The organism is Ruegeria marisflavi (genome assembly GCF_025673445.1).
Lineage (GTDB): Bacteria > Pseudomonadota > Alphaproteobacteria > Rhodobacterales > Rhodobacteraceae > Ruegeria_B > Ruegeria_B marisflavi.
The window spans coordinates 76,557-95,185 of the sequence record NZ_JAOVQN010000011.1 but is presented as its reverse complement, the minus strand read 5'-3'; the positions used below and the strand labels follow the sequence as shown (position 1 = coordinate 95,185).

The 18,629-nt window shown below is 64.0% G+C and carries 17 protein-coding genes; 10 read left to right on the top strand and 7 right to left on the bottom strand.

Annotated elements, in window-relative coordinates; translation table 11 throughout:
• Positions 1-12 precede the first annotated feature (12 nt).
• Genes argE through OEZ49_RS12215 form a run of 5 tightly spaced genes read left to right on the top strand, consistent with a single transcriptional unit; the run spans position 13 to position 5,938 of the window.
• Positions 13-1,179, top strand: coding sequence for an acetylornithine deacetylase (argE, locus tag OEZ49_RS12235; RefSeq protein WP_263388575.1), 1,167 nt, complete (start codon positions 13-15; stop codon positions 1,177-1,179).
• Positions 1,180-1,210: 31 nt separating this feature from the next.
• Positions 1,211-2,377 (top strand): M20 aminoacylase family protein, encoded by a 1,167-nt coding sequence (locus tag OEZ49_RS12230; protein WP_263388574.1) that lies wholly within the window; start codon positions 1,211-1,213, stop codon positions 2,375-2,377.
• A 28-nt stretch (positions 2,378-2,405) separates the two neighbouring features.
• Entirely contained in the window at positions 2,406-3,569 is a 1,164-nt protein-coding gene (locus OEZ49_RS12225) for a M20 aminoacylase family protein (protein WP_263388573.1), read from the top strand.
• Positions 3,570-3,583: 14 nt separating this feature from the next.
• On the top strand, positions 3,584-4,753 hold the full coding sequence (locus tag OEZ49_RS12220; protein WP_263388572.1) for an amidohydrolase: 1,170 nt from the start codon (positions 3,584-3,586) through the stop codon (positions 4,751-4,753).
• A 21-nt stretch (positions 4,754-4,774) separates the two neighbouring features.
• Positions 4,775-5,938, top strand: coding sequence for a M20 aminoacylase family protein (locus OEZ49_RS12215; protein ID WP_263388571.1), 1,164 nt, complete (start codon positions 4,775-4,777; stop codon positions 5,936-5,938).
• An 87-nt stretch (positions 5,939-6,025) separates the two neighbouring features.
• On the opposite strand, the gene OEZ49_RS12210 is transcribed toward OEZ49_RS12215, so the two are convergent.
• The 3 genes from OEZ49_RS12210 to moaA are packed head-to-tail and all read right to left on the bottom strand — an operon-like array spanning position 6,026 to position 9,378.
• Complete coding sequence (locus OEZ49_RS12210; RefSeq protein ID WP_263388570.1) at positions 6,026-7,069, bottom strand: glycosyltransferase family 4 protein; 1,044 nt, start codon at positions 7,067-7,069, stop codon at positions 6,026-6,028.
• The gene (locus OEZ49_RS12205) at positions 7,069-8,367 is read right to left on the bottom strand and encodes a 3-deoxy-D-manno-octulosonic acid transferase (protein ID WP_263388569.1); all 1,299 of its coding nucleotides are present in this window, start codon (positions 8,365-8,367) and stop codon (positions 7,069-7,071) included. Before OEZ49_RS12205 ends, OEZ49_RS12210 begins: the two co-directional genes overlap by 1 nt.
• Before the next feature lie 3 nt (positions 8,368-8,370).
• Entirely contained in the window at positions 8,371-9,378 is a 1,008-nt protein-coding gene (moaA, locus tag OEZ49_RS12200) for a GTP 3',8-cyclase MoaA (protein WP_263388618.1), read from the bottom strand.
• 92 nt (positions 9,379-9,470) lie between these two features.
• Here moaA and OEZ49_RS12195 point away from each other — a divergent pair, with 92 nt between their 5' ends.
• Complete coding sequence (locus OEZ49_RS12195; RefSeq protein ID WP_263388568.1) at positions 9,471-9,923, top strand: hypothetical protein; 453 nt, start codon at positions 9,471-9,473, stop codon at positions 9,921-9,923.
• Here the strand turns inward: OEZ49_RS12195 and OEZ49_RS12190 are convergent.
• Genes OEZ49_RS12190 through glmU form a run of 4 tightly spaced genes read right to left on the bottom strand, consistent with a single transcriptional unit; the run spans position 9,911 to position 14,346 of the window.
• Positions 9,911-10,597 (bottom strand): DNA alkylation repair protein, encoded by a 687-nt coding sequence (locus tag OEZ49_RS12190; protein WP_263388567.1) that lies wholly within the window; start codon positions 10,595-10,597, stop codon positions 9,911-9,913. The two genes, OEZ49_RS12195 and OEZ49_RS12190, sit on opposite strands and share 13 nt — an antisense overlap.
• A 23-nt stretch (positions 10,598-10,620) precedes the next feature.
• Entirely contained in the window at positions 10,621-11,163 is a 543-nt protein-coding gene (locus tag OEZ49_RS12185) for a pyridoxamine 5'-phosphate oxidase family protein (protein WP_263388566.1), read from the bottom strand.
• A gap of 4 nt (positions 11,164-11,167) precedes the next feature.
• The gene (glmS, locus tag OEZ49_RS12180; protein WP_263388565.1) at positions 11,168-12,991 is read right to left on the bottom strand and encodes a glutamine--fructose-6-phosphate transaminase (isomerizing); all 1,824 of its coding nucleotides are present in this window, start codon (positions 12,989-12,991) and stop codon (positions 11,168-11,170) included.
• 2 nt (positions 12,992-12,993) lie between these two features.
• Positions 12,994-14,346 carry a bifunctional UDP-N-acetylglucosamine diphosphorylase/glucosamine-1-phosphate N-acetyltransferase GlmU gene (gene glmU / locus OEZ49_RS12175; RefSeq protein WP_263388564.1) on the bottom strand — a complete coding sequence of 451 codons (1,353 nt, stop codon included), beginning with the start codon at positions 14,344-14,346 and terminating at the stop codon, positions 12,994-12,996.
• 137 nt (positions 14,347-14,483) lie between these two features.
• Between glmU and OEZ49_RS12170 the strand changes: the two genes are divergently transcribed.
• The 4 genes from OEZ49_RS12170 to OEZ49_RS12155 all read left to right on the top strand — a co-directional run bounded on the left by OEZ49_RS12170 (position 14,484) and on the right by OEZ49_RS12155 (position 18,569).
• Positions 14,484-15,146 (top strand): HAD-IA family hydrolase, encoded by a 663-nt coding sequence (locus tag OEZ49_RS12170; protein ID WP_263388563.1) that lies wholly within the window; start codon positions 14,484-14,486, stop codon positions 15,144-15,146.
• Positions 15,147-15,219: 73 nt separating this feature from the next.
• The gene (locus tag OEZ49_RS12165; protein ID WP_263388562.1) at positions 15,220-16,413 is read left to right on the top strand and encodes a DegT/DnrJ/EryC1/StrS family aminotransferase; all 1,194 of its coding nucleotides are present in this window, start codon (positions 15,220-15,222) and stop codon (positions 16,411-16,413) included.
• A gap of 163 nt (positions 16,414-16,576) precedes the next feature.
• A complete protein-coding gene (locus OEZ49_RS12160; protein ID WP_263388561.1) occupies positions 16,577-17,239 on the top strand; it encodes a DUF1236 domain-containing protein in 663 nt (220 codons plus the stop codon).
• A 166-nt stretch (positions 17,240-17,405) separates the two neighbouring features.
• Positions 17,406-18,569, top strand: a complete 1,164-nt coding sequence (locus OEZ49_RS12155; protein ID WP_164128702.1) for an isovaleryl-CoA dehydrogenase — start codon at positions 17,406-17,408, stop codon at positions 18,567-18,569.
• Positions 18,570-18,629: the final 60 nt, after the last annotated feature.

The following is an 18,629-nucleotide window of genomic DNA, read 5'->3' as shown; positions in this document are numbered from 1 at the left end:
TGGGTGAAGAAAATGGCCGCGCGATTATCACCGCTGGCGATCATGACCAAGCTTGTGTCTTTCCCGACCGTCAGCCGGGACACCAATCTGCCGCTGGTGGATTGGCTTGAGGACTATCTTACGGGCCATGGGATCGAGACCCACTGCTGGATTGACCCTGAACAGCCGCACAAGGCCGCGCTGATGGCGCATGCCGGCCCCCGTGTCGAGGGGGCGGTTGTTCTGTCGGGGCATAGCGACGTGGTGCCGGTCGACGGGCAGGACTGGGACAGCGACCCGTTCACCGTGGTCGAGCGGGACGGCAAGTATTTCGGGCGCGGCACCTGCGATATGAAGGGCTTTGACGCGCTGGCGATCTGGGCGCTGGTCGAGGGGCACCATCGCGGGTTGCAGCGCCCGTTGCAGCTGGCGCTGAGTTTCGACGAGGAGCTTGGCTGCACCGGGGCGCCGCCGATGATTGCCGAGATGCAGAAGCTGCTGCCCAAGGGCAGCGCGGTGATCGTGGGCGAGCCGTCGATGATGCAGGCGGTGACCGGTCACAAGGGCGGACAGACCTTTCGCATCGAGGTCTGGGGGCACGAAGTGCATAGCTCGATCATGCATACCGGCGTCAGCGCGGTGATGGAGGCCGCGCGGGTAATCCAATGGGCCAACGAGGTGAACGCGGCGGAAGCCTCGCGCGCGCCGTCGGATGTGGCGGCGAGGTTCGATCCGCCGTTTACCACCTTGCACACGGGATTGATCGAGGGCGGCACCGCGCAGAACATCACCGCGCGCCAGTGCCGGTTCGATCTGGGGTTCCGGGCGGTCCCCGACCAGCCGCATGAAGACTGGCGGAGCCGCATCTTGGGCCGTATCGCCGAGGTGGAGCAGGCGATGCAGGCCATTCACCCGGAGACCCGCATTGATGTGGAAACCCGGTTTGGTGTGCCGGGGCTGGTGCCCGAGCAAGAAGGCGAGGCCGAGGGGCTTGCCCGCGCCCTGACCGGTGACAACGCCGGCCATGTGGTCAGCTATGGCACCGAGGCGGGTCAGTTCCAGGAAGCGGGATATTCCGCCGTGGTCTGTGGGCCGGGCGACATCGCCCAGGCGCATCAGGCGAACGAGTTCATATCCGTGGCGCAGTTCGAAGCCGGACATGCGTTCATGCGCCGCCTGATCGACCGTTTGGCCGCCTAATGCTTGTCGCAGAACAGCAGGAGAGACAGATATGCCGATAAAGAACCGACTTGCCGATCTGCATCCCGAGATCACCGGATGGCGGCGTCATCTACATGCGAACCCCGAGCTTATGTACGATGTGCATGAAACCGCGGGTTTCGTTGTCGAACGCCTGAAGGAGTTCGGGATCGGCGACATCACTACAGGGGTCGGCAAGACCGGCGTGGTGGCGACGATCAAGGGCAGAAGCGACAGCAAGGGGCGGGTGATTGGCCTGCGCGCCGACATGGATGCGCTGCCGATCACCGAGATCACCGGGCTCGACTATGCCTCGACCGTACCGGGCAAGATGCATGCCTGCGGCCATGACGGGCATACGGCGATGCTCTTGGGCGCGGCAAAATACCTGGCCGAGACGCGCAATTTCGATGGCACGGTCGTGCTGATCTTTCAGCCCGCCGAAGAGGGCGGCGCGGGCGGCAAGGCGATGTGCGACGACGGGTTGATGGACCGTTGGGGTATCCAGGAAGTCTACGGCATGCATAACGCGCCCGGCATTCCTGTGGGGACTTTCGCCATCCGGCCCGGGCCGCTGATGGCCTCGTCCGATGATTTCGAGATCGTGGTGACGGGCAAGGGCGGGCATGCCGCCTCGCCGCATGATGCGATTGACACGACGCTTGTCGCCTCGCAGATCGTGGTATCGCTGCATTCCATCGTGTCGCGCAATATCGATCCGTTGAAATCGGTAGTTCTGACCGTGGGCACGTTCAAGACCGATAGCGACGCGTCGAACATCATTGCGCATACGGTCCGGATGACGGGCACGGTGCGGACGCTGGACAGCGCATACCGCGCCATTGCCGAGGACCGGGTGCGCCGTGTGGCGACCGACATCGCCAGCGCCTATGGGGCAACGGCCGAGGTGAACTGGGCCCCCGGCTATCCGGTGACGATAAACTCCGACGCCGAAACCCAACACGCAATCGAGGCCGCGCGCGCGGTGTCGGGCAACGTGGATGAGGACACGCCGCCGATCATGCCCAGCGAAGATTTCTCGTACATGCTGGAACAGCGGCCCGGCGCCTATATGTTCCTTGGTAACGGTGACACCGCGCAATGCCACCATCCGGCCTATAACTTTGATGACGAGGCGATCCCGGTCGGGTGCAGCTGGTTTGCCGAGATCGTCGAACGACGCATGCCCGCCGCCTGAGCGGGCCGAACAGACAGGAAGACACAGGATGCCGATCAAGAACCGCCTTGCCGAAATGCATGCCGAAATCACCGAATGGCGGCGCGACATCCACAGGCACCCGGAGATCCTGTACGAGACGCACCGGACCTCTGCCATGGTGGCGGACAAGCTGCGGTCGTTTGGCTGTGACGAGGTGGTGACCGGCATCGGGCGTACTGGCGTTGTCGGTGTGATCCGGGGCAAGAGCGACACGGCGGGCCGCGTCGTGGGATTGCGCGCCGATATGGACGCGCTGCCGATGCAGGAACAGACGGGGCTCGATTATGCCTCGGACATTCCCGGTGCCATGCATGCCTGCGGTCATGACGGCCATACCGCGATGCTGCTGGGCGCGGCCAAGTATCTGGCCGAGACCCGGAACTTCGACGGCACGGCGGTGGTGATCTTTCAGCCCGCCGAAGAGGGCGGCAATGGCGCCGAGGCGATGGTCAAGGACGGCATGATGGACCGGTTCGGGGTGCAGGAGGTCTATGCCATGCACAACAATCCGGGCCTGGCCGCCGGTCTGTTCAAGATCCGCCCCGGGCCGCTGCTGGCTGCGGCGGATACGTTCGAGATCCATCTCGAAGGACGCGGCGGCCATGCGGCCAAGCCACATGATACGGTCGATACAACGGTGATGCTGTCGCAGATGATCGTGGCGCTGCAAACGGTGGTGTCGCGCAATACCGACCCGATCCTGCAAGCGGTTCTGTCGGTGACCTCGGTCGAGACCTCGTCGAAGGCGTTCAACGTGATCCCGCAGGCGGCCACCATCCGGGGTACGGTGCGCACCCATTCGGGGGAGATGCGCGATTTGATCGAACGGCGTCTTGGCGAGGTGGTTCAGGGAATTGCCGCCACCTTTGGCGGCAAGGCCGAGGTGAATTACGAACGCGGCGTGCCGGTGACGGTGAATGCCGAGGAACAGACCCGCCATGCCGCCGAGGTGGCCGAACTGGTCTCGGGCGGCTGCGGCGAGGCGGCCATGGTGATGGGCGGCGAGGATTTCTCTTTCATGCTGGAGGCACGTCCGGGGGCGTTCATCATGATCGGAAATGGCCCAAGCGCCGGATTGCACCACCCGGAATACAATTTCAACGACGAGATCATACCCGCCGGATGCAGCTGGTTCGCCGAAATGGTCGAACGCCGCATGCCTGCTGCCTGAGAAGGACTAAGACTATGCCGGTCAAGAACCGATTTGCCGAATTGCAGGATCAGATCGCCGAATGGCGCCGCGATATCCATGCCCATCCCGAGATCCGGTTCGAGGAACATCGCACCAGTGCGCTGGTGGCCGAGCGGCTGCGCACCTTTGGTTGCGACATGGTGGAAACCGGGGTCGGGCAGACCGGGGTTGTGGGTGTCATTCACGGGCGCGAAAGCGGCTCGGGCCGGGTGATGGCGTTCCGCGCCGATATGGATGCGCTGCCGATTGCCGAGGCGACCGGGCTGCCGCATGCCTCGACCCATGCGGGCAAGATGCATGCCTGCGGCCATGACGGCCATACCGCGATGCTGCTGGGGGCGGCGCAATACCTGGCCGAGACCCGCAATTTCGATGGCACCGTGGTGCTGCTGTTCCAACCCGCCGAAGAGGGCGGTGGCGGCGCCAAGGCGATGCTGGTCGATGGCGTGATGGACCGGTACGGCGTGAACGAGGTCTATGGTCTGCACAACTGGCCGGGCCTGCCGGTCGGAGAGTTCGCACTGCGCGAAGGCCCGTTGATGGCGGCCACGGATTTCTTTGAAATCCGGGTGCAGGGCCGGGGCGGGCATGGGGCGATGCCGCATCTGACGGCGGATGCCACGCTGGCCGCTGCACAGCTGACCGTGGCCCTGCAACAGGTGGTGGCGCGCAATGTCGATCCGCTGAAACCGGCGGTGTTGTCGGTGTGTTCGCTGCGCACAGACAGTGACGCCCATAACGTGATCGCCGACAATGCGCTGATCAAGGGCACGGTGCGTTACCTGCACCCCGAGGTGCAAAGCCTGATCCGCAGCCGGATTGAAGCGGTCGCCACCGCCACCGCCGAGGCGCATGGCGCGCGCGCGGAGTTGAACTATATGGAGCTGGTGCCGGCGACGATAAACCCGCCGACCCATATGGCATATGCGGCGGCGGCGGCACAGGAGGTCGGTGGCCGGATCAGAACCGACATCGACCCTGTGATGGGCGGCGAGGATTTCGCCGACATGCTGGCCGAACGCCCCGGTGCCTTCATCTTTCTGGGCAATGGGGACAGTGCCGATCTGCACCATCCCGCCTATGAATTCAACGACGCGGCCATTCCCGCCGGGTGCAGCTGGTTCGCCACGCTGGCCGAGCAGCGGATGCCGCTTAACCCCTGATGTGACGCAAGAGGAACCATTATGCCCGTCAAGAACCGCTTTGCAGAATTGCAATCCGAGATCACCGAATGGCGCCGGGATATTCATGAAAACCCGGAAATCCTGTTTGAAACCCACCGGACCAGTGCGCTGGTTGCCGAAAAGCTGCAAGAGTTCGGCTGTGACGAGGTTGTGACCGGCATCGGCCGCACCGGCGTGGTCGGGGTGATCAAGGGCAAGAGCGACAGCAAGGGCAAGGTGATCGGACTACGCGCCGATATGGACGCGCTGCCGATCCACGAGCAGACCGGGCTCGACTATGCCTCGAAGACGCCGAATGCCATGCATGCCTGCGGCCATGACGGCCATACCGCGATGCTCTTGGGTGCGGCCAAGTACCTGTCCGAGACCCGCAATTTCGACGGCACCGTGGTGGTGATCTTCCAGCCTGCCGAAGAGGGCGGCGGCGGTGGGCGCGAGATGTGCGAGGATGGCATGATGGACCGCTGGAACATCCAGGAGGTTTACGGCATGCACAACTGGCCTGGCCACCCGGTCGGCAGTTTCGCAATCCGTCCCGGCGCGTTTTTTGCCGCCACCGACCAGTTCGACATCACCTTCGAAGGGCGCGGCGGCCATGCGGCCAAGCCGCATCAGACGGTCGATACCACGGTGATGACCGCGCAGGCGGTGCTGGCGCTCCAAACCATCGCCAGCCGCAATGCCGACCCGATCGATCAGGTGGTGGTCTCGGTCACCTCGTTCGAGACATCGTCCAAGGCGTTCAACGTGATCCCGCAGCGGGTGCAGATCAAGGGCACCGTGCGCACCATGTCCAAGGAGATGCGCGATCTGGCCGAGAAGCGCATTCACGAGATCTGTTCGGGCATCGCGACAACCTTTGGTGGCTCGGCCGATATCCGCTATATCCGGGGTTATCCGGTGATGGTGAATTCCGACGAGCAGACCGAGTTCGCCGCAAAGGTGGCGCGCGATGTGTCGGGGGGCTGCGAGGAGGCGGCGCTGGTCATGGGGGGCGAGGATTTCGCCTATATGCTCGAGGAACGTCCGGGCGCCTATATCCTGGTTGGCAATGGCGACACGGCGATGGTGCATCACCCCGAATACAACTTCAACGACGAGGCCATTCCGGCGGGATGCAGCTGGTGGGCCGGGATCGTCGAACAGCGGATGCCTGCGGCCTGAGGAAGAGGAGGAGGGGGCGTCTGCCCCCTCTTGGCCTTTCAGGCCAATTCACCCCCTAGAGTATTTTCGACCAGAAAGAAGCGGCAATCAGCCTTGTGACCAGAGCTGCTGGTAGACCGCTTCGATTCCTGCGGCCTCGTGCGCGGCGCTGAAACTGTCCACCGCGATATCGCGTGCCGCAAGGGCGGCGGCGCCGTGGACATCCTCGTCGACCAGCAGGGCGCGGGCGGCCTCGGCCCCGAGGCCTGCGTTTTCAAGCGGCACCACCCGCCCGGTCCGGCCCTGGGCCGAGAATTCGCGAAAGAAGCCGGTGTCCGAGCCGACAAAGGGTACGCCCGAGGCCATCGCTTCGAGCGGGACCATGCCGTAGCCCTCGTAGCGGGGCAGTTGCACCACCAGCGACAGGGCGCGCATCAGGTTGGGCAGGCGGTCGGGCGGCACCTCGTCGATGAAACGGATGCGGTCGATCATGCCGGCGCGCTGAACCTTGTCCTTGAGGGTCAGGGCGAATTTCTGGTGTTCCTTGGTGGCGCGGCCCACCACCAGCGCCACCGCGCCCGGCATATCGGGCAAGAGGCGCAGCATCGCCTCGACAAAGAGATCGGTGCCCTTTTCCGGGCGCACCCGACCGATGGTGGCAATGCCGAATGTGCCGCCATAACCCTGCGCCGCCCAGGCGGCGGGGCGGTCGGGGGCGGGGGTGAAACGGTCGGTATCGACGCCATGGGGCACCACCGCGCGCACATGCCGGACAAAGCTTGCCGCAGCATCCGAGGTGGCCACCACCGCATCCATCCGGCTGATCAGCCAGCGCGGAAAGGCCGAATGCCGCCGGATCGCGGCCGAGGTAAAGACGATGCGGATCGGCAGGCGCAGCACATCGCGCGCCCAGAGCGCAGTCTGCATTTCCGGATTGCGGCGCACGTGCCAGATGGCAAAGGACTTGCCCGGCGGCGGTGTACGTGACAGCGCGCGGGCGGCGCGGGCGCTGATCGGTGTGGGGCAGCCGGGCAGGGCGTGCCCCACCAGCGCCAGATCGTGGGTCGCGACCTGTTGGCGGATGACATTCGCCGCCGTGGCCGAAACACCGGTAAAATTGCGGTTGAAATTGGTGACGAAGAGATCGGGCATCAGCCAAGCTCCAACCGGGATGTCAGCGTGTCGATGACACCCTCAAGCGCGGTTTCCTGTGCGGCGACCAGCGCGCGGGCCTGGGTGCGGGCGGTATCAAACGCCTCTGCATCGTCTAGCCAGTGACGCACGGCGCGGGCCAGGGGCGTGGCGCCTGTTACCTCGATGGCGCCACCGCTCGCAATCAATGGCTGATAGGTTTCGGCAAAGTTGAAATAGCCTGGCCCGGTGATCACCGCCGCGCCCGCCTGGGCCGGTTCGAACGGGTTGTGACCGCCGATCTCGCGCAGCGAGCCGCCGAGGAAGACCAGCGGGCAAAGCGCGTACCAGGTGCCGGTCTCGCCCAGCGTGTCGGCCAGATAGACCTGCGTGCCGGGGGTGATGCTCTCGCCGCTACTGCGGCGGGCGGAGGTGAACCCGGCGGTGGTTATCAGCGCCGACACCTCGGTGCCGCGCTCGGGGTGGCGCGGGATCAGCAAGAGCAACAGGTCGGGATGGTCGGCCAGCAATTGGCGATGGGCGTCGAGCACCACCTCTTCCTCGCCCGGATGGGTGGAGCTGGCGACCCAGACCGGGCGGGGGCCGATGGCGGCGCGCATCTCTGTCAGCAGGGCGGCATCGACCGGCAGCGGCCCGGCCATCGCCTTGAGGTTAGTGCCGGGCGTGACCCGCGCCGGATCGGCACCCATGGCGATCAGGTTGTCGGCGGTCTGCCGGTTCTGGGTCAGGAACAGGCGAAAGCGGTCGAGGAGAAAGCGCGCAGTTGACGGGAACCGCTGCCAGCCGCGCACCGATTTTTCGGAGAGGCGGGCGTTGAGAAGGGCCAGCGGCACGCCCGCGCGGGCGCCTTCGACGATCATGCGCGGCCATAGCTCGCTTTCGACGAACACAGCCGCATCGGGGCGCCATTGCTTGTAGAAGCGCGTCACAGGACCCGGCCCGTCGAGTGGCGCGAACTGGTGGCGACAGCGCGGCGGCATCCGCCGCGCGATCAGATCGGCCGAGGTGGGCGTGCCCGAGGTGATCAGGAATTCGAGGTTTGGCATCCGCTCGCCCATGCGGGTGATCAGGCGCAGGACCGACAGGCTTTCGCCGACGCTGGCGGCATGGAACCACACGAGCCGCCCGGGCGGGCGTGACAGGCTGGCATGGCCCAGCCGTTCATGTTGCCGTTCCAGCGGCACATCGGCGCGGCTCAGCTTCTTGCGGACCGTTCGCCAGGCAAACGGCACCAGCACGGCCGAGGCCGCGCGATACAGGTGATAGAGCGGGGTCGGCGACAGGCCGGGGCCGGACATGCGTCAGCCGCCCGTGTGGCTCATATGCCGGGACATCCTGCCGTCGACCTGCTGGCGGGAATAGTCGAAATCATGCCCCTTGGGTTTCAGCCCGATGGCGGCGCGGATCGCCTGTTCCAGCGGTTCCTCGCTGCCGGGATGGTCGCGTAGCGGTTTGCGCAGGTCGGCCATGTCTTCCTGCCCGAGGCACATGTAGAGTTCGCCCGTGCAGGTCAGCCGTACCCGGTTGCAGCTTTCGCAGAAATTATGGCTGAGAGGGGTGATGAAGCCGATCTTTTGCCCGGTCTCTTCCAGCCGCACATAGCGCGCAGGACCGCCGCTGCGCTCGGCCAGATCGGTGACGGTGTAATGTTCGGCGTAGCGGGCGCGCACGTCCTTGAGCGACCAGTACTGGTCCAGCCGGTTCTCGTTGCCGATATCGCCCATCGGCATGACCTCGATCCAGGTCAGGTCCATGTCGCGCTCGGCGCACCATTCGGTGATGCGGGGCAGTTCTTCCTCGTTGAAGCCCTTGAGCGCCACCGCGTTGATCTTGATTCTCAGCCCCGCGCGCTGGGCCGCGTCGATGCCGCGCAGCACTTGTGGCAACCGGCCCCAGCGGGTGATGTCGGCGAACTTCTGATCGTCCAGCGTATCAAGCGAGACATTCACCCGGCGCACGCCTGCCGCGTAAAGCTGATCGGCAAAGCGTTCCAGCTGCGAGCCATTGGTGGTCAGCGTCAGTTCTTTCAGCGCGCCGCTGTCCAGATGTCGGGTCATGCCGTTGAAAAAGGTCATGATATCGCGGCGCACCAGCGGCTCGCCGCCGGTGATGCGCAGCTTCTCCACCCCCATGCGGACAAAGGTCGAGCACATGCGGTCCAGCTCTTCCAGCGTCAGCAGATCTTTCTTGGGCAGAAAGGTCATGTTTTCCGACATGCAATAGACGCAGCGAAAATCGCAGCGGTCCGTGACGGAGACACGCAGATAGGTGATGGCGCGCGCGAAAGGGTCGATCAGTGGAGCTGTCATGGCCACATAGGTAAAGCGGCGCACCGCCTGCGGCAAGTGTCCTTATGGGTTAGGGCTGGCGAGTCACCGGTGCCAATGATTAGGGTAGCGATATGAGATACGTTCTGCTGATTTCCCTGATCCTTGTGGCCGGTTGTGACCGGGTCCGCTCGACCACCGACAAGCTGTTCAACCGTTCCGAGCCGGTTGCGCAGACCGCAGCACCGGAAACCGAAGCATCCGAAACCGAAGCGCCGGAAGAACCCGAGGCGGTCGCCGAGCCGGTTCAGGAGGCGGCCGATATTCAGCCCGGTTGGGTCGGCGCAAGGCAGACCATCGCGGGATTGGGCGATCCTACGATTCCGGGACGCTGGATGGAGACAACGCTGGTCAGTCAGGAACGCAACGGGCGCGTGGTGGTGCGCAAGACCGGGGCGACGGCACATGTCACCCTGATCCCGGTCGCGGGGGATCCGGGGGCGGGCAGCCGGTTGTCGCTGGAGGCGATGCGCGCGCTCCTGGCACCGATCGACGAGTTGGTCGAACTCGACGTCTATTCCAACTGATCGCCGAGGTATTTGCCCGCTTCCTTGCGGGCAAAGGGTTTCATTGCCGGGCCATGCTCGGCCAGAAAGGCGCGCACCGCCTCGGGATCGTGTTTGGAATGATCGCGCAGCCACCAGGCGACGACCTTTTGCATGAACCAGTCGCGGTCGGGCACATAGTTTGCCGCCCAGCCCAGGATACGGTCGCGCGCCGCGGTATCGGCGGGTTTGGGGTTGCTCATCTTGGCCCAGGGCAGGGTGGCAACCAGTGCCGCGCGCCGGGTCCACATGTGATCCGACCGGGTCCAGTCTTCGACCACGTCCAGACGGGAGGGATCTGCAACCAGACGTTTCTGCATTGCCATCGCGGCATGGTCGGCGACGGCCCATGCATCGAAATCCGGCAGCCATGAGGTGAGCAGTGCCCAGACCTCTCCATCCGGTCTGATCCGCGCCTGCGTCAGGAGTTTTGCCGCTGCCAACCGGGCCTCGTGAATGTCGGTCTGCCAGAGCGCGTCGGCCAGGGCGACACGGTCGGGCAGGTCGAGATCCTGCCGCCACGCTTTGGTCAGGTCGTTCAGCACGAGGTTCGAGACCCCCAGATACCGGCGCGGAACCTTGTGATAGGCGGCCATTTCGATGGCGCGCTCAGGGTCGGCATGGGCGCCGATCTGGTCCAGATAATGTGCGAGCATCGGGGTGTCCTCTGGTGCCGGTCTCAGACCGGTACGCCGGTGGGTTTGCCGTCGATGGTCGTCTGGTTCTTTTCGACCCAATAGGCGCGGATGTCGTCATCCGATTTTGCATCGACCCATTTCTGCATCGTGTCGCGTTCTGATGTGTATTCCATGAACGGCACGGCATAGCCGCAGGAGGTCTGCACCAGATCGACCGAGACATCGAAGATCTGGCGCGCGCTGCGATGGGCGGGGAAGAGCGGCGCAAGGCTGTCCCAGCCCGGATCACCGGCATGCAGGGTGCTGGCGGTTCCGTAGCAGCGCAGGATCAGGGGCCGGGTGGTGAAGGAACACCACATCAGGGTCATCCGGTTGTTTTCGAGCTGATGCCCGGCGGTTTCATTGCCGCTGCCGGTGATGTTCATCCAGACGATGCGGTTCGGCCCAAGGACGCGCAGCGAATCCATCCCCTTGGGCGAGATGTTGACGCGACCCTCGGGACCGGCCGAACCGGTGAAGAACATGTGCTGCTCTTCGATGAAGGCGCGATGCGCCTCGTCGATCCGGGGAAACTGCTTGGCCATCTTGTCACTCCACCGTCACCGATTTTGCCAGGTTGCGAGGCTGGTCCACGTCGGTCCCCTTGGCCACGGCGGTGTGATAGGCCAGCAATTGCGCCGGAATCGCATAAAGGATCGGGGTGAGCGAGGGGTGCACATGCGGCATCTGGATGGTGGACCATACGCCATCGCGGGCCTCGGACAACCCATCGGCATCCGAGATCAGCATCACCTTACCCTTGCGCGCCATGACCTCCTGCATGTTCGAAACGGTCTTGTCGAACAACGCATCGCGGGGTGCAAGGACGACCACGGGCATCTGTTGGTCGATCAATGCGATGGGTCCGTGCTTCAGTTCTCCCGACGCGTAGGCTTCGGCGTGGATATAGCTGATTTCCTTGAGTTTCAGTGCCCCTTCCAGGGCCAGCGGATACATCAGGCCACGGCCCAGGAACAGCACGTCGCGGGCTTCGCTCAGTTTCTGCGCGGCGGCCCGTACGGTATCGTTCTGGTCCAGCGCCGCATTCAGCGCCGATGGCAGACCACGCAGCGCCGCGGCATGGTCGGCCATCGCCGTGGGAGAGAGCATTCCCCGGTCACAGGCCGCTTTGAGCGCCAACATCAGCAGCACGCTCAGTTGGCAGGTGAAAGCCTTGGTCGAGGCGACGCCGACCTCGACCCCGGCATGGATGGGCAGCGCCAGATCGCTTTCGCGGGCGATCGAGCTTTCGGGCACGTTGACCACGGAAAGGATCTTGTCCGCCTTGTCGCGGCAATATCGGAGCGCCGCCAAGGTATCGGCTGTCTCGCCGGACTGGCTGACGAACAAGGCCAATGTGCGCGCTGGGATCGGTGGCTCACGATATCGGAATTCGCTAGCCACGTCGACTTCGACCGGTAGCCGGGCCAGTTGTTCGAACCAGTATTTTGCCGTCAGACAGGCGTAATAGGCGGTGCCGCAGGCGACCATGGTCAGCCGGTCGATAGAAGCAAAGTCAATCGTTTCACCGGGTAGTTGAACGCTGTCCGATCCGGCTGGCAAGTACGAGCTGATCGCTTCGGCGATGACGGTGGGTTGTTCGGCGATCTCCTTGGCCATGAAATGCTTGTAGCCGCCCTTGTCAACGCGCGTGCTGTCGAGACGAATAGTGCGCATCTGGCGGTTGGCCAGCTTGCCATGCGCATCCCGGATTTCGACCCCTTTGCGGGTGACGGTCGCGCGGTCGCCTTCCTCTAGATAGGTGATCCTGTCGGTCAGCGGGGCGAGTGCAATGGCGTCCGAGCCGACGAACATCTCTCCGTCCCCGTGACCGATGGCCAGCGGGCTGCCTTTGCGGGCGGCGACGATCAGGTCCTCTTCACCATCGAAGAGAAAGGCCAGGGCAAAGGCGCCTTCGAGCTTGTCAAGCGTGCGATAGGCCGCCTCGACCGGGCCCAGCCCCTCGCGCATGTAGCGCTCGGTCATCAGCGCCACGGTTTCGGTATCGGTCTCGGTGGCAAAGGTGATACCAAGCTCGGCCAGTTCGGCCCGCAACTCTCGGTAATTCTCGACAATTCCGTTGTGGACCACAGCAACCGCACCGGCGCGGTGGGGGTGGGCATTGCTGACCGTCGGTGCGCCATGGGTGGCCCAGCGGGTGTGGCCGATGCCGGATCTGCCGGCAAGCGGTTCATGGACGAGAAGGTCGCTGAGGTTCACCAGCTTGCCCACAGCCCGGCGGCGATCCAGCACCCCGTTGTTGACTGTCGCGATGCCCGCACTGTCATAGCCTCGGTACTCGAGTCTTTTGAGAGCTTCGACCAGGATTGGGGCAACCTCGTGGTCGCCCAGAACGCCGACAATTCCGCACATGCTCAGGTTTCCTTTTGCTTTCGGGCCTTCTTGGCGCGCAGCATCTGGAACAGCTTGCGCGCATAGCCCGGCTTGTTTTCCTGCGCGACGCGTCCAACCGCCAGCGCGTCGGGGTCCACATCGCGGGTGACAACCGTTCCGGTTGCCGTCATGGACCCGTCACCCAAAGAGACCGGCGCCACCAGCATCGTGTTGGACCCGACAAAGACATTGGCGCCGATGGTCGTGCGGTGTTTCATGACGCCGTCATAGTTGCAGGTGATGGTTCCTGCTCCGATATTGGTTTCGGCGCCGACGCTGGCATCGCCGATATACGACAGGTGATTGACCTTGGCGCCCTCGCCGATCTCGGCGTTCTTGATCTCGACAAAATTGCCGATGCGGGTGTTCTCGGCCAGCTCCGTGCCCGGGCGCAGCCGGGCATAGGGCCCGACCACCGACCCATGGCTGACATGGCAGCCTTCGAGATGTGAGAAGGCACGAATGGTCGCGCCGCTTTCCACGGTGACACCGGGGCCGAAGACCACGTTCGGCTCGATCACCGTATCGCGCCCGATCACAGTGTCGGCGGCCAGATAGACGGTATCGGGTGCCATCAGGGTCACGCCCAGGTCGAGCAGCTCGGCGCGGGCGCGGGTCTGGAACACGGCATCGGCCGCGGCCAGATCAGCGCGTGAGTTCACGCCCAAGGTCTCGCTTTCATCGCAGGAGACGGCGGTGACCTTCAGACCGCGTTTGCGAGCGATCTCGACGACATCGGTCAGATAGTATTCACCGGCGGCATTTTCGTTGCCCACCTCGGCGATCAGGGAAAAGAGGGTGTCGGCCTTGCAGGCCAGAAGGCCCGAGTTGCAAAAGGAAATTGCGCGCTCGGTATCATTGGCGTCCTTGAACTCGACGATCTTCTCAAGGCTGTCGCCCTGCATCACCAGGCGGCCATAACGCGCCGGATCGGCGGCGTGGAACCCAAGAATGACAAGGTCGTATTTGGCGCGGGCCTCGACCATCCGTTCCAGCGTGGTCGGTTGCAGAAAGGGCGTATCAGCATAGAGGACCACAGCATCGCCGGGAAAACCCTCCAAAGCCTGCCGGGCCTGATCGACCGCGTGGGCGGTGCCCAATTGTTCTTCTTGCAGAACGACGCTGGCGGTTTCGTCTTCGTCCAAGGCCGCCGCCCGCACGGCATCTGCGCCGTGCCCCGCGACCACCACCGTGCGTTCGGGCGCCAGCGCGGCCCCGGTCCGCATGGCATGAACCAGCATCGGGACCTGGGCGATCGGGTGCAGAACCTTGGGAATGTCCGAGTTCATCCGTGTGCCCTTGCCTGCGGCCAGGATGATCAATGCGGTGCTCATATGGCGTTTTCTCTTTTTCTCTTTTGTTTTGCTGCCGCCCGTTTTATCCGCTGGAGACAAAGGCGCAAGCGTTAGCGCGATCAAACTAGATTGCGGCTTGCAACAGGCCAAGGCGGAAAGCCGCCGAAGGAGGCAGCATGCGAACGGTGATTTTCGATCTTGATGGCACATTGGCGGATACGTCTGGCGATCTTTTGGCGGCGGCAAATCATTGTTTTCGAGAGATGGGTTATGGTGATGTCCTGATCCCCGGACAGGATGCGGGCATTGCCTTGCGGGGCGGGCGCATGATGCTGCGGCGCGGGCTGGAGCGGGTGGGAGCCTATGAAGATGCCACCGTCGACCGGTACTATCCCGTCTTGCTGGAGGCCTATCGAGGAGCGATTGACCACCACACCTTTGTCTATCCCGGGGCGATGGATGCGGTGGAGGCGTTGCGGACGCAAGGCTATGGCGTGGGGATCTGTACCAACAAGCCCGAAGCCCTGGCCGAATTGCTGTTGCAGCGCCTGGGGGTGCGGGGGGCGTTTGCGTCGATGATCGGGGCCGATACGCTGCCGGTACGCAAGCCCGACCCCGAGCCGTTGCGCGCGGCGGCACGGGCGGCGGGGGGAGACCCGGCGGCCTGTGTGCTGGTGGGCGACAGTGACACCGACCGCAATACGGCGCGGGCGGCGGGGGTGCCTTCTATTTTGGTTACGTTCGGCCCCTCGGGCGCCGACATGGCCGCGCTGGAACCCGAGGCGCTGCTGGATCGTTTCGAGGATTTGCCGGGCATCGTGAACCGTCTGATCGGATGAGGTTGGGTTTCGATTTTTCAAATCGGCATGCGACCTCTTGACCGGCGGGCGGGCCGACCTCAGAAACATCGCCATGACAGAGACATTCTCGGGTAGTTTCACCCAGCAGGAACCCATTCCGGACGAGGCGATAGAGGCGGCGCTTGCCGTGCTGCGCCATGGTCGGCTCCATCGTTACAACCTTGCCAAGGGAGAGCTGGGCGAAACCGCCCTGCTGGAGCAGGAATTCGCCGCCCAGACCGGCGCGCGCTATTGTCTGGCGGTGGCCTCGGGCGGCTATGCGCTGGCCACCGCGTTGCGCGCTGTGGGGGTGAAGCCCGGCGATGCGGTGCTGACCAATGCCTTTACGCTCGCGCCGGTGCCCGGCGCCATCGCCTCGGTGGGTGCGCGGCCGGTGTTCGTGGGCGTGACAGAGAGCCTGACCATCGACCTTGACGATCTGGCGGCCAAGGCGGGCGCGGCGCGGGTGCTGATGCTGAGCCATATGCGCGGGCATCTGTGCGACATGGACCGGCTGATGCAGATTTGCGACGCGGCTGGGATCACCGTGATCGAGGATTGCGCCCATACGATGGGTGCGGCCTGGAACGGGGTGGCTTCGGGGCGGCAGGGTGCGGTCGGCTGCTATTCATGCCAGACCTACAAGCACGTGAACTCGGGCGAGGGGGGGCTTCTGGTCACCGATGACGAGGAGATCGCGGCGCGGGCGGTGATGCTGTCCGGGTCCTATATGCTCTATGAACGTCACCTGGCGGCGCCGGGACCTGAGGTGTTCGAGCGGATCAAGTATCACACCCCCAATATCTCGGGCCGGATGGACAATCTGCGCGCCGCCATCCTGCGGCCGCAGCTGCGCGCGCTCTCAACACAGGTGGCACGCTGGAACGAGCGCTATCAGCGGATCGAGGCGGGCTTGCGCGGTACGCCGGGTCTCACGGTAATCGAGCGGCCCGAGGCCGAGACCTATGTCGGCTCGTCCATCCAGTTCCTTCTGCTCGACTGGGCGGCGGACAAGGTGCAGGAGGCGCTGCGCCGCTGCGCGGCACGCGGGGTCGAGCTGAAATGGTTCGGCACACCCGAACCCGTCGGATTTACCTCGCGCTATGACAGCTGGCGCTATGCCGAGAGCGCGCCGATGCCCGCCAGCGACCGTGTGCTGGCCGGGATCATCGACATGCGGGTGCCGCTGACCTTTAGCCTGGAGGATTGCGATCTGATCGCGCGCATCATCCGGGCCGAGGTGGGGGCCGTCTGGCAAAACGGATAACCCGACTTCATCGTCCTTTCTCCTCAATCCTGCGGGAACCGCATGTCTGGCGGCTCATCGGCGCCGGAAAAATTGTTGGGAACCAAAATCCGGGTCGGTTGGTTGTGACGAGACAAGAGCGCGAGTAGGCGCTTGTATCTCGCACGAGACTGAGGAGAAGACGATGAAAACCAATGTTCTGACCCTGACGGCATCCGTTCTGGCAATTGCGGCAAGCCCGCTGCTGGCTGGTCCGACTGCAATGGCGGTGACCGACCTGAATATGCGTTCGGGCCCTGGCCCGCACCATCCGGTCATTGGCGTGATCGAAAAGGACGCACAGACCGAAGTCGTCGGCTGCATCAAGGACAGCCAGTGGTGCAAGGTCTCTTACGAGGGTGCCGACGGCTGGGCCTATGGCGAATACCTCGTCGATCCCGGCAAAACCGTCTGGGTTCCCGTGATCTCGCCCGACAATTCGTTGGAATATGAGAGCGTGACCTATGAAGACGAGACAAATACCGGTGCGGTTGTCGGCGGCAGCCTAATGGGCGCGATTGCTGGCGGCTTGATCGGTGGCCCGGGTGGTGCCGTGGCCGGTGCGGTTGCCGGCGGTGCGCTTGGCACCGCGGCGGAGCCTGAGCCGCGCGAGGAAGAAGTGACCTTTGTGCGCGCCAACATGCCGGAGCCGATCTATCTTGAGGGCGAAGTTGTGCCCGGCGCGCTGCTGCCCGATGTGGTCGATTTGCAGCCGATCCCCGAGTCGAAATACGAATTCGCCCATGTGAACGGTCTGCCGGTTCTGGTGAATCCCGAAAGCCGGATTGTCATTCACATCCTGCGCTGAACGACGCGCGCAGGGGTATCCTGATCACGGCGGGCGGCCTTCGGGCCGCCCGTTTCCGTATCTGCCAAACCGTTTTTCCCGGGTCGCGCAGAACGATTGACGGGAATCACCAACGCTGCTATCGCATTATTGAACAGTTGTTCATTAATGCGGAGAGGAGAGCGCGATGTTCGCAGCTACCATGCAATTCGATCTGGGCGAGGATGTGAACGCGCTGCGCGATATGGTGCATCGCTGGGCGCAGGAGCGGGTCCGCCCGATGGCCGCCGAGATCGACCAGACCAACGAGTTTCCCAACGCGCTGTGGCGCGAGATGGGCGATCTGGGCCTGTTGGGCATCACCGTGCCCGAGGAGTTCGGCGGTGCGGGCATGTCGTACCTGGCGCATGTGGTCGCGGTTGAAGAGATTGCGCGCGCCAGCGCTTCGGTCAGCCTCAGCTATGGCGCGCATTCCAACCTCTGCGTCAACCAGATCAAGCTGAACGGCAACGACGAACAAAAGCGCAAATACCTGCCGGGCCTGGTGTCTGGCGAACATGTGGGCGCGCTGGCTATGTCCGAGGCGGGTGCCGGGTCCGACGTGGTGTCGATGAAGCTGCGCGCCGAAAAGCGCAACGACCATTACCGCCTGAACGGCAACAAATACTGGATCACCAACGGCCCCGATGCCGATACGCTGGTGGTCTATGCCAAGACCGACCCCGAGGCGGGCAGCAAGGGCATCACCGCCTTTCTGATCGAAAAGTCGATGAAGGGCTTCTCGACGTCCAAGCATTTCGACAAGTTGGGCATGCGCGGCTCGAACACGGCCGAGCTGGTCTTTGAGGATGTCGAGGTGCCGTTTGAGAACGTTCTGGGCCAAGAGGGGCGCGGCGTTGCCGTGCTGATGTCGGGTCTCGATTACGAACGCGTGGTGCTGGCCGGGATCGGCACCGGCATCATGGCCGCCTGTCTGGACGAGATCATGCCCTATATGGCCGAGCGCAAGCAGTTCGGCAAACCGATCGGCAGCTTCCAGCTGATGCAGGGCAAGATCGCCGACATGTATACCGCGATGAATTCGGCTCGCGCCTATATCTATGAGGTGGCCAAGGCCTGTGATCGCGGAGACGTGACCCGTCAGGATGCCGCCGCCTGCTGTCTTTATGCCAGTGAACAGGCGATGGTGCAGGCGCATCAGGCGGTGCAGGCGATGGGCGGTGCCGGGTTCCTGTCCGATAGCGCGGTCAGCCGTATTTTCCGCGATGCCAAGCTGATGGAGATCGGTGCCGGCACCTCGGAAATCCGCCGCATGCTGATCGGCCGCGAGCTGATGAACACGGTGCTCTGAAAACGCAAACGGCCCGCAAGCCGAGGGAACTTGCGGGCCGCCTGTCTTGCCGAGGAGGGA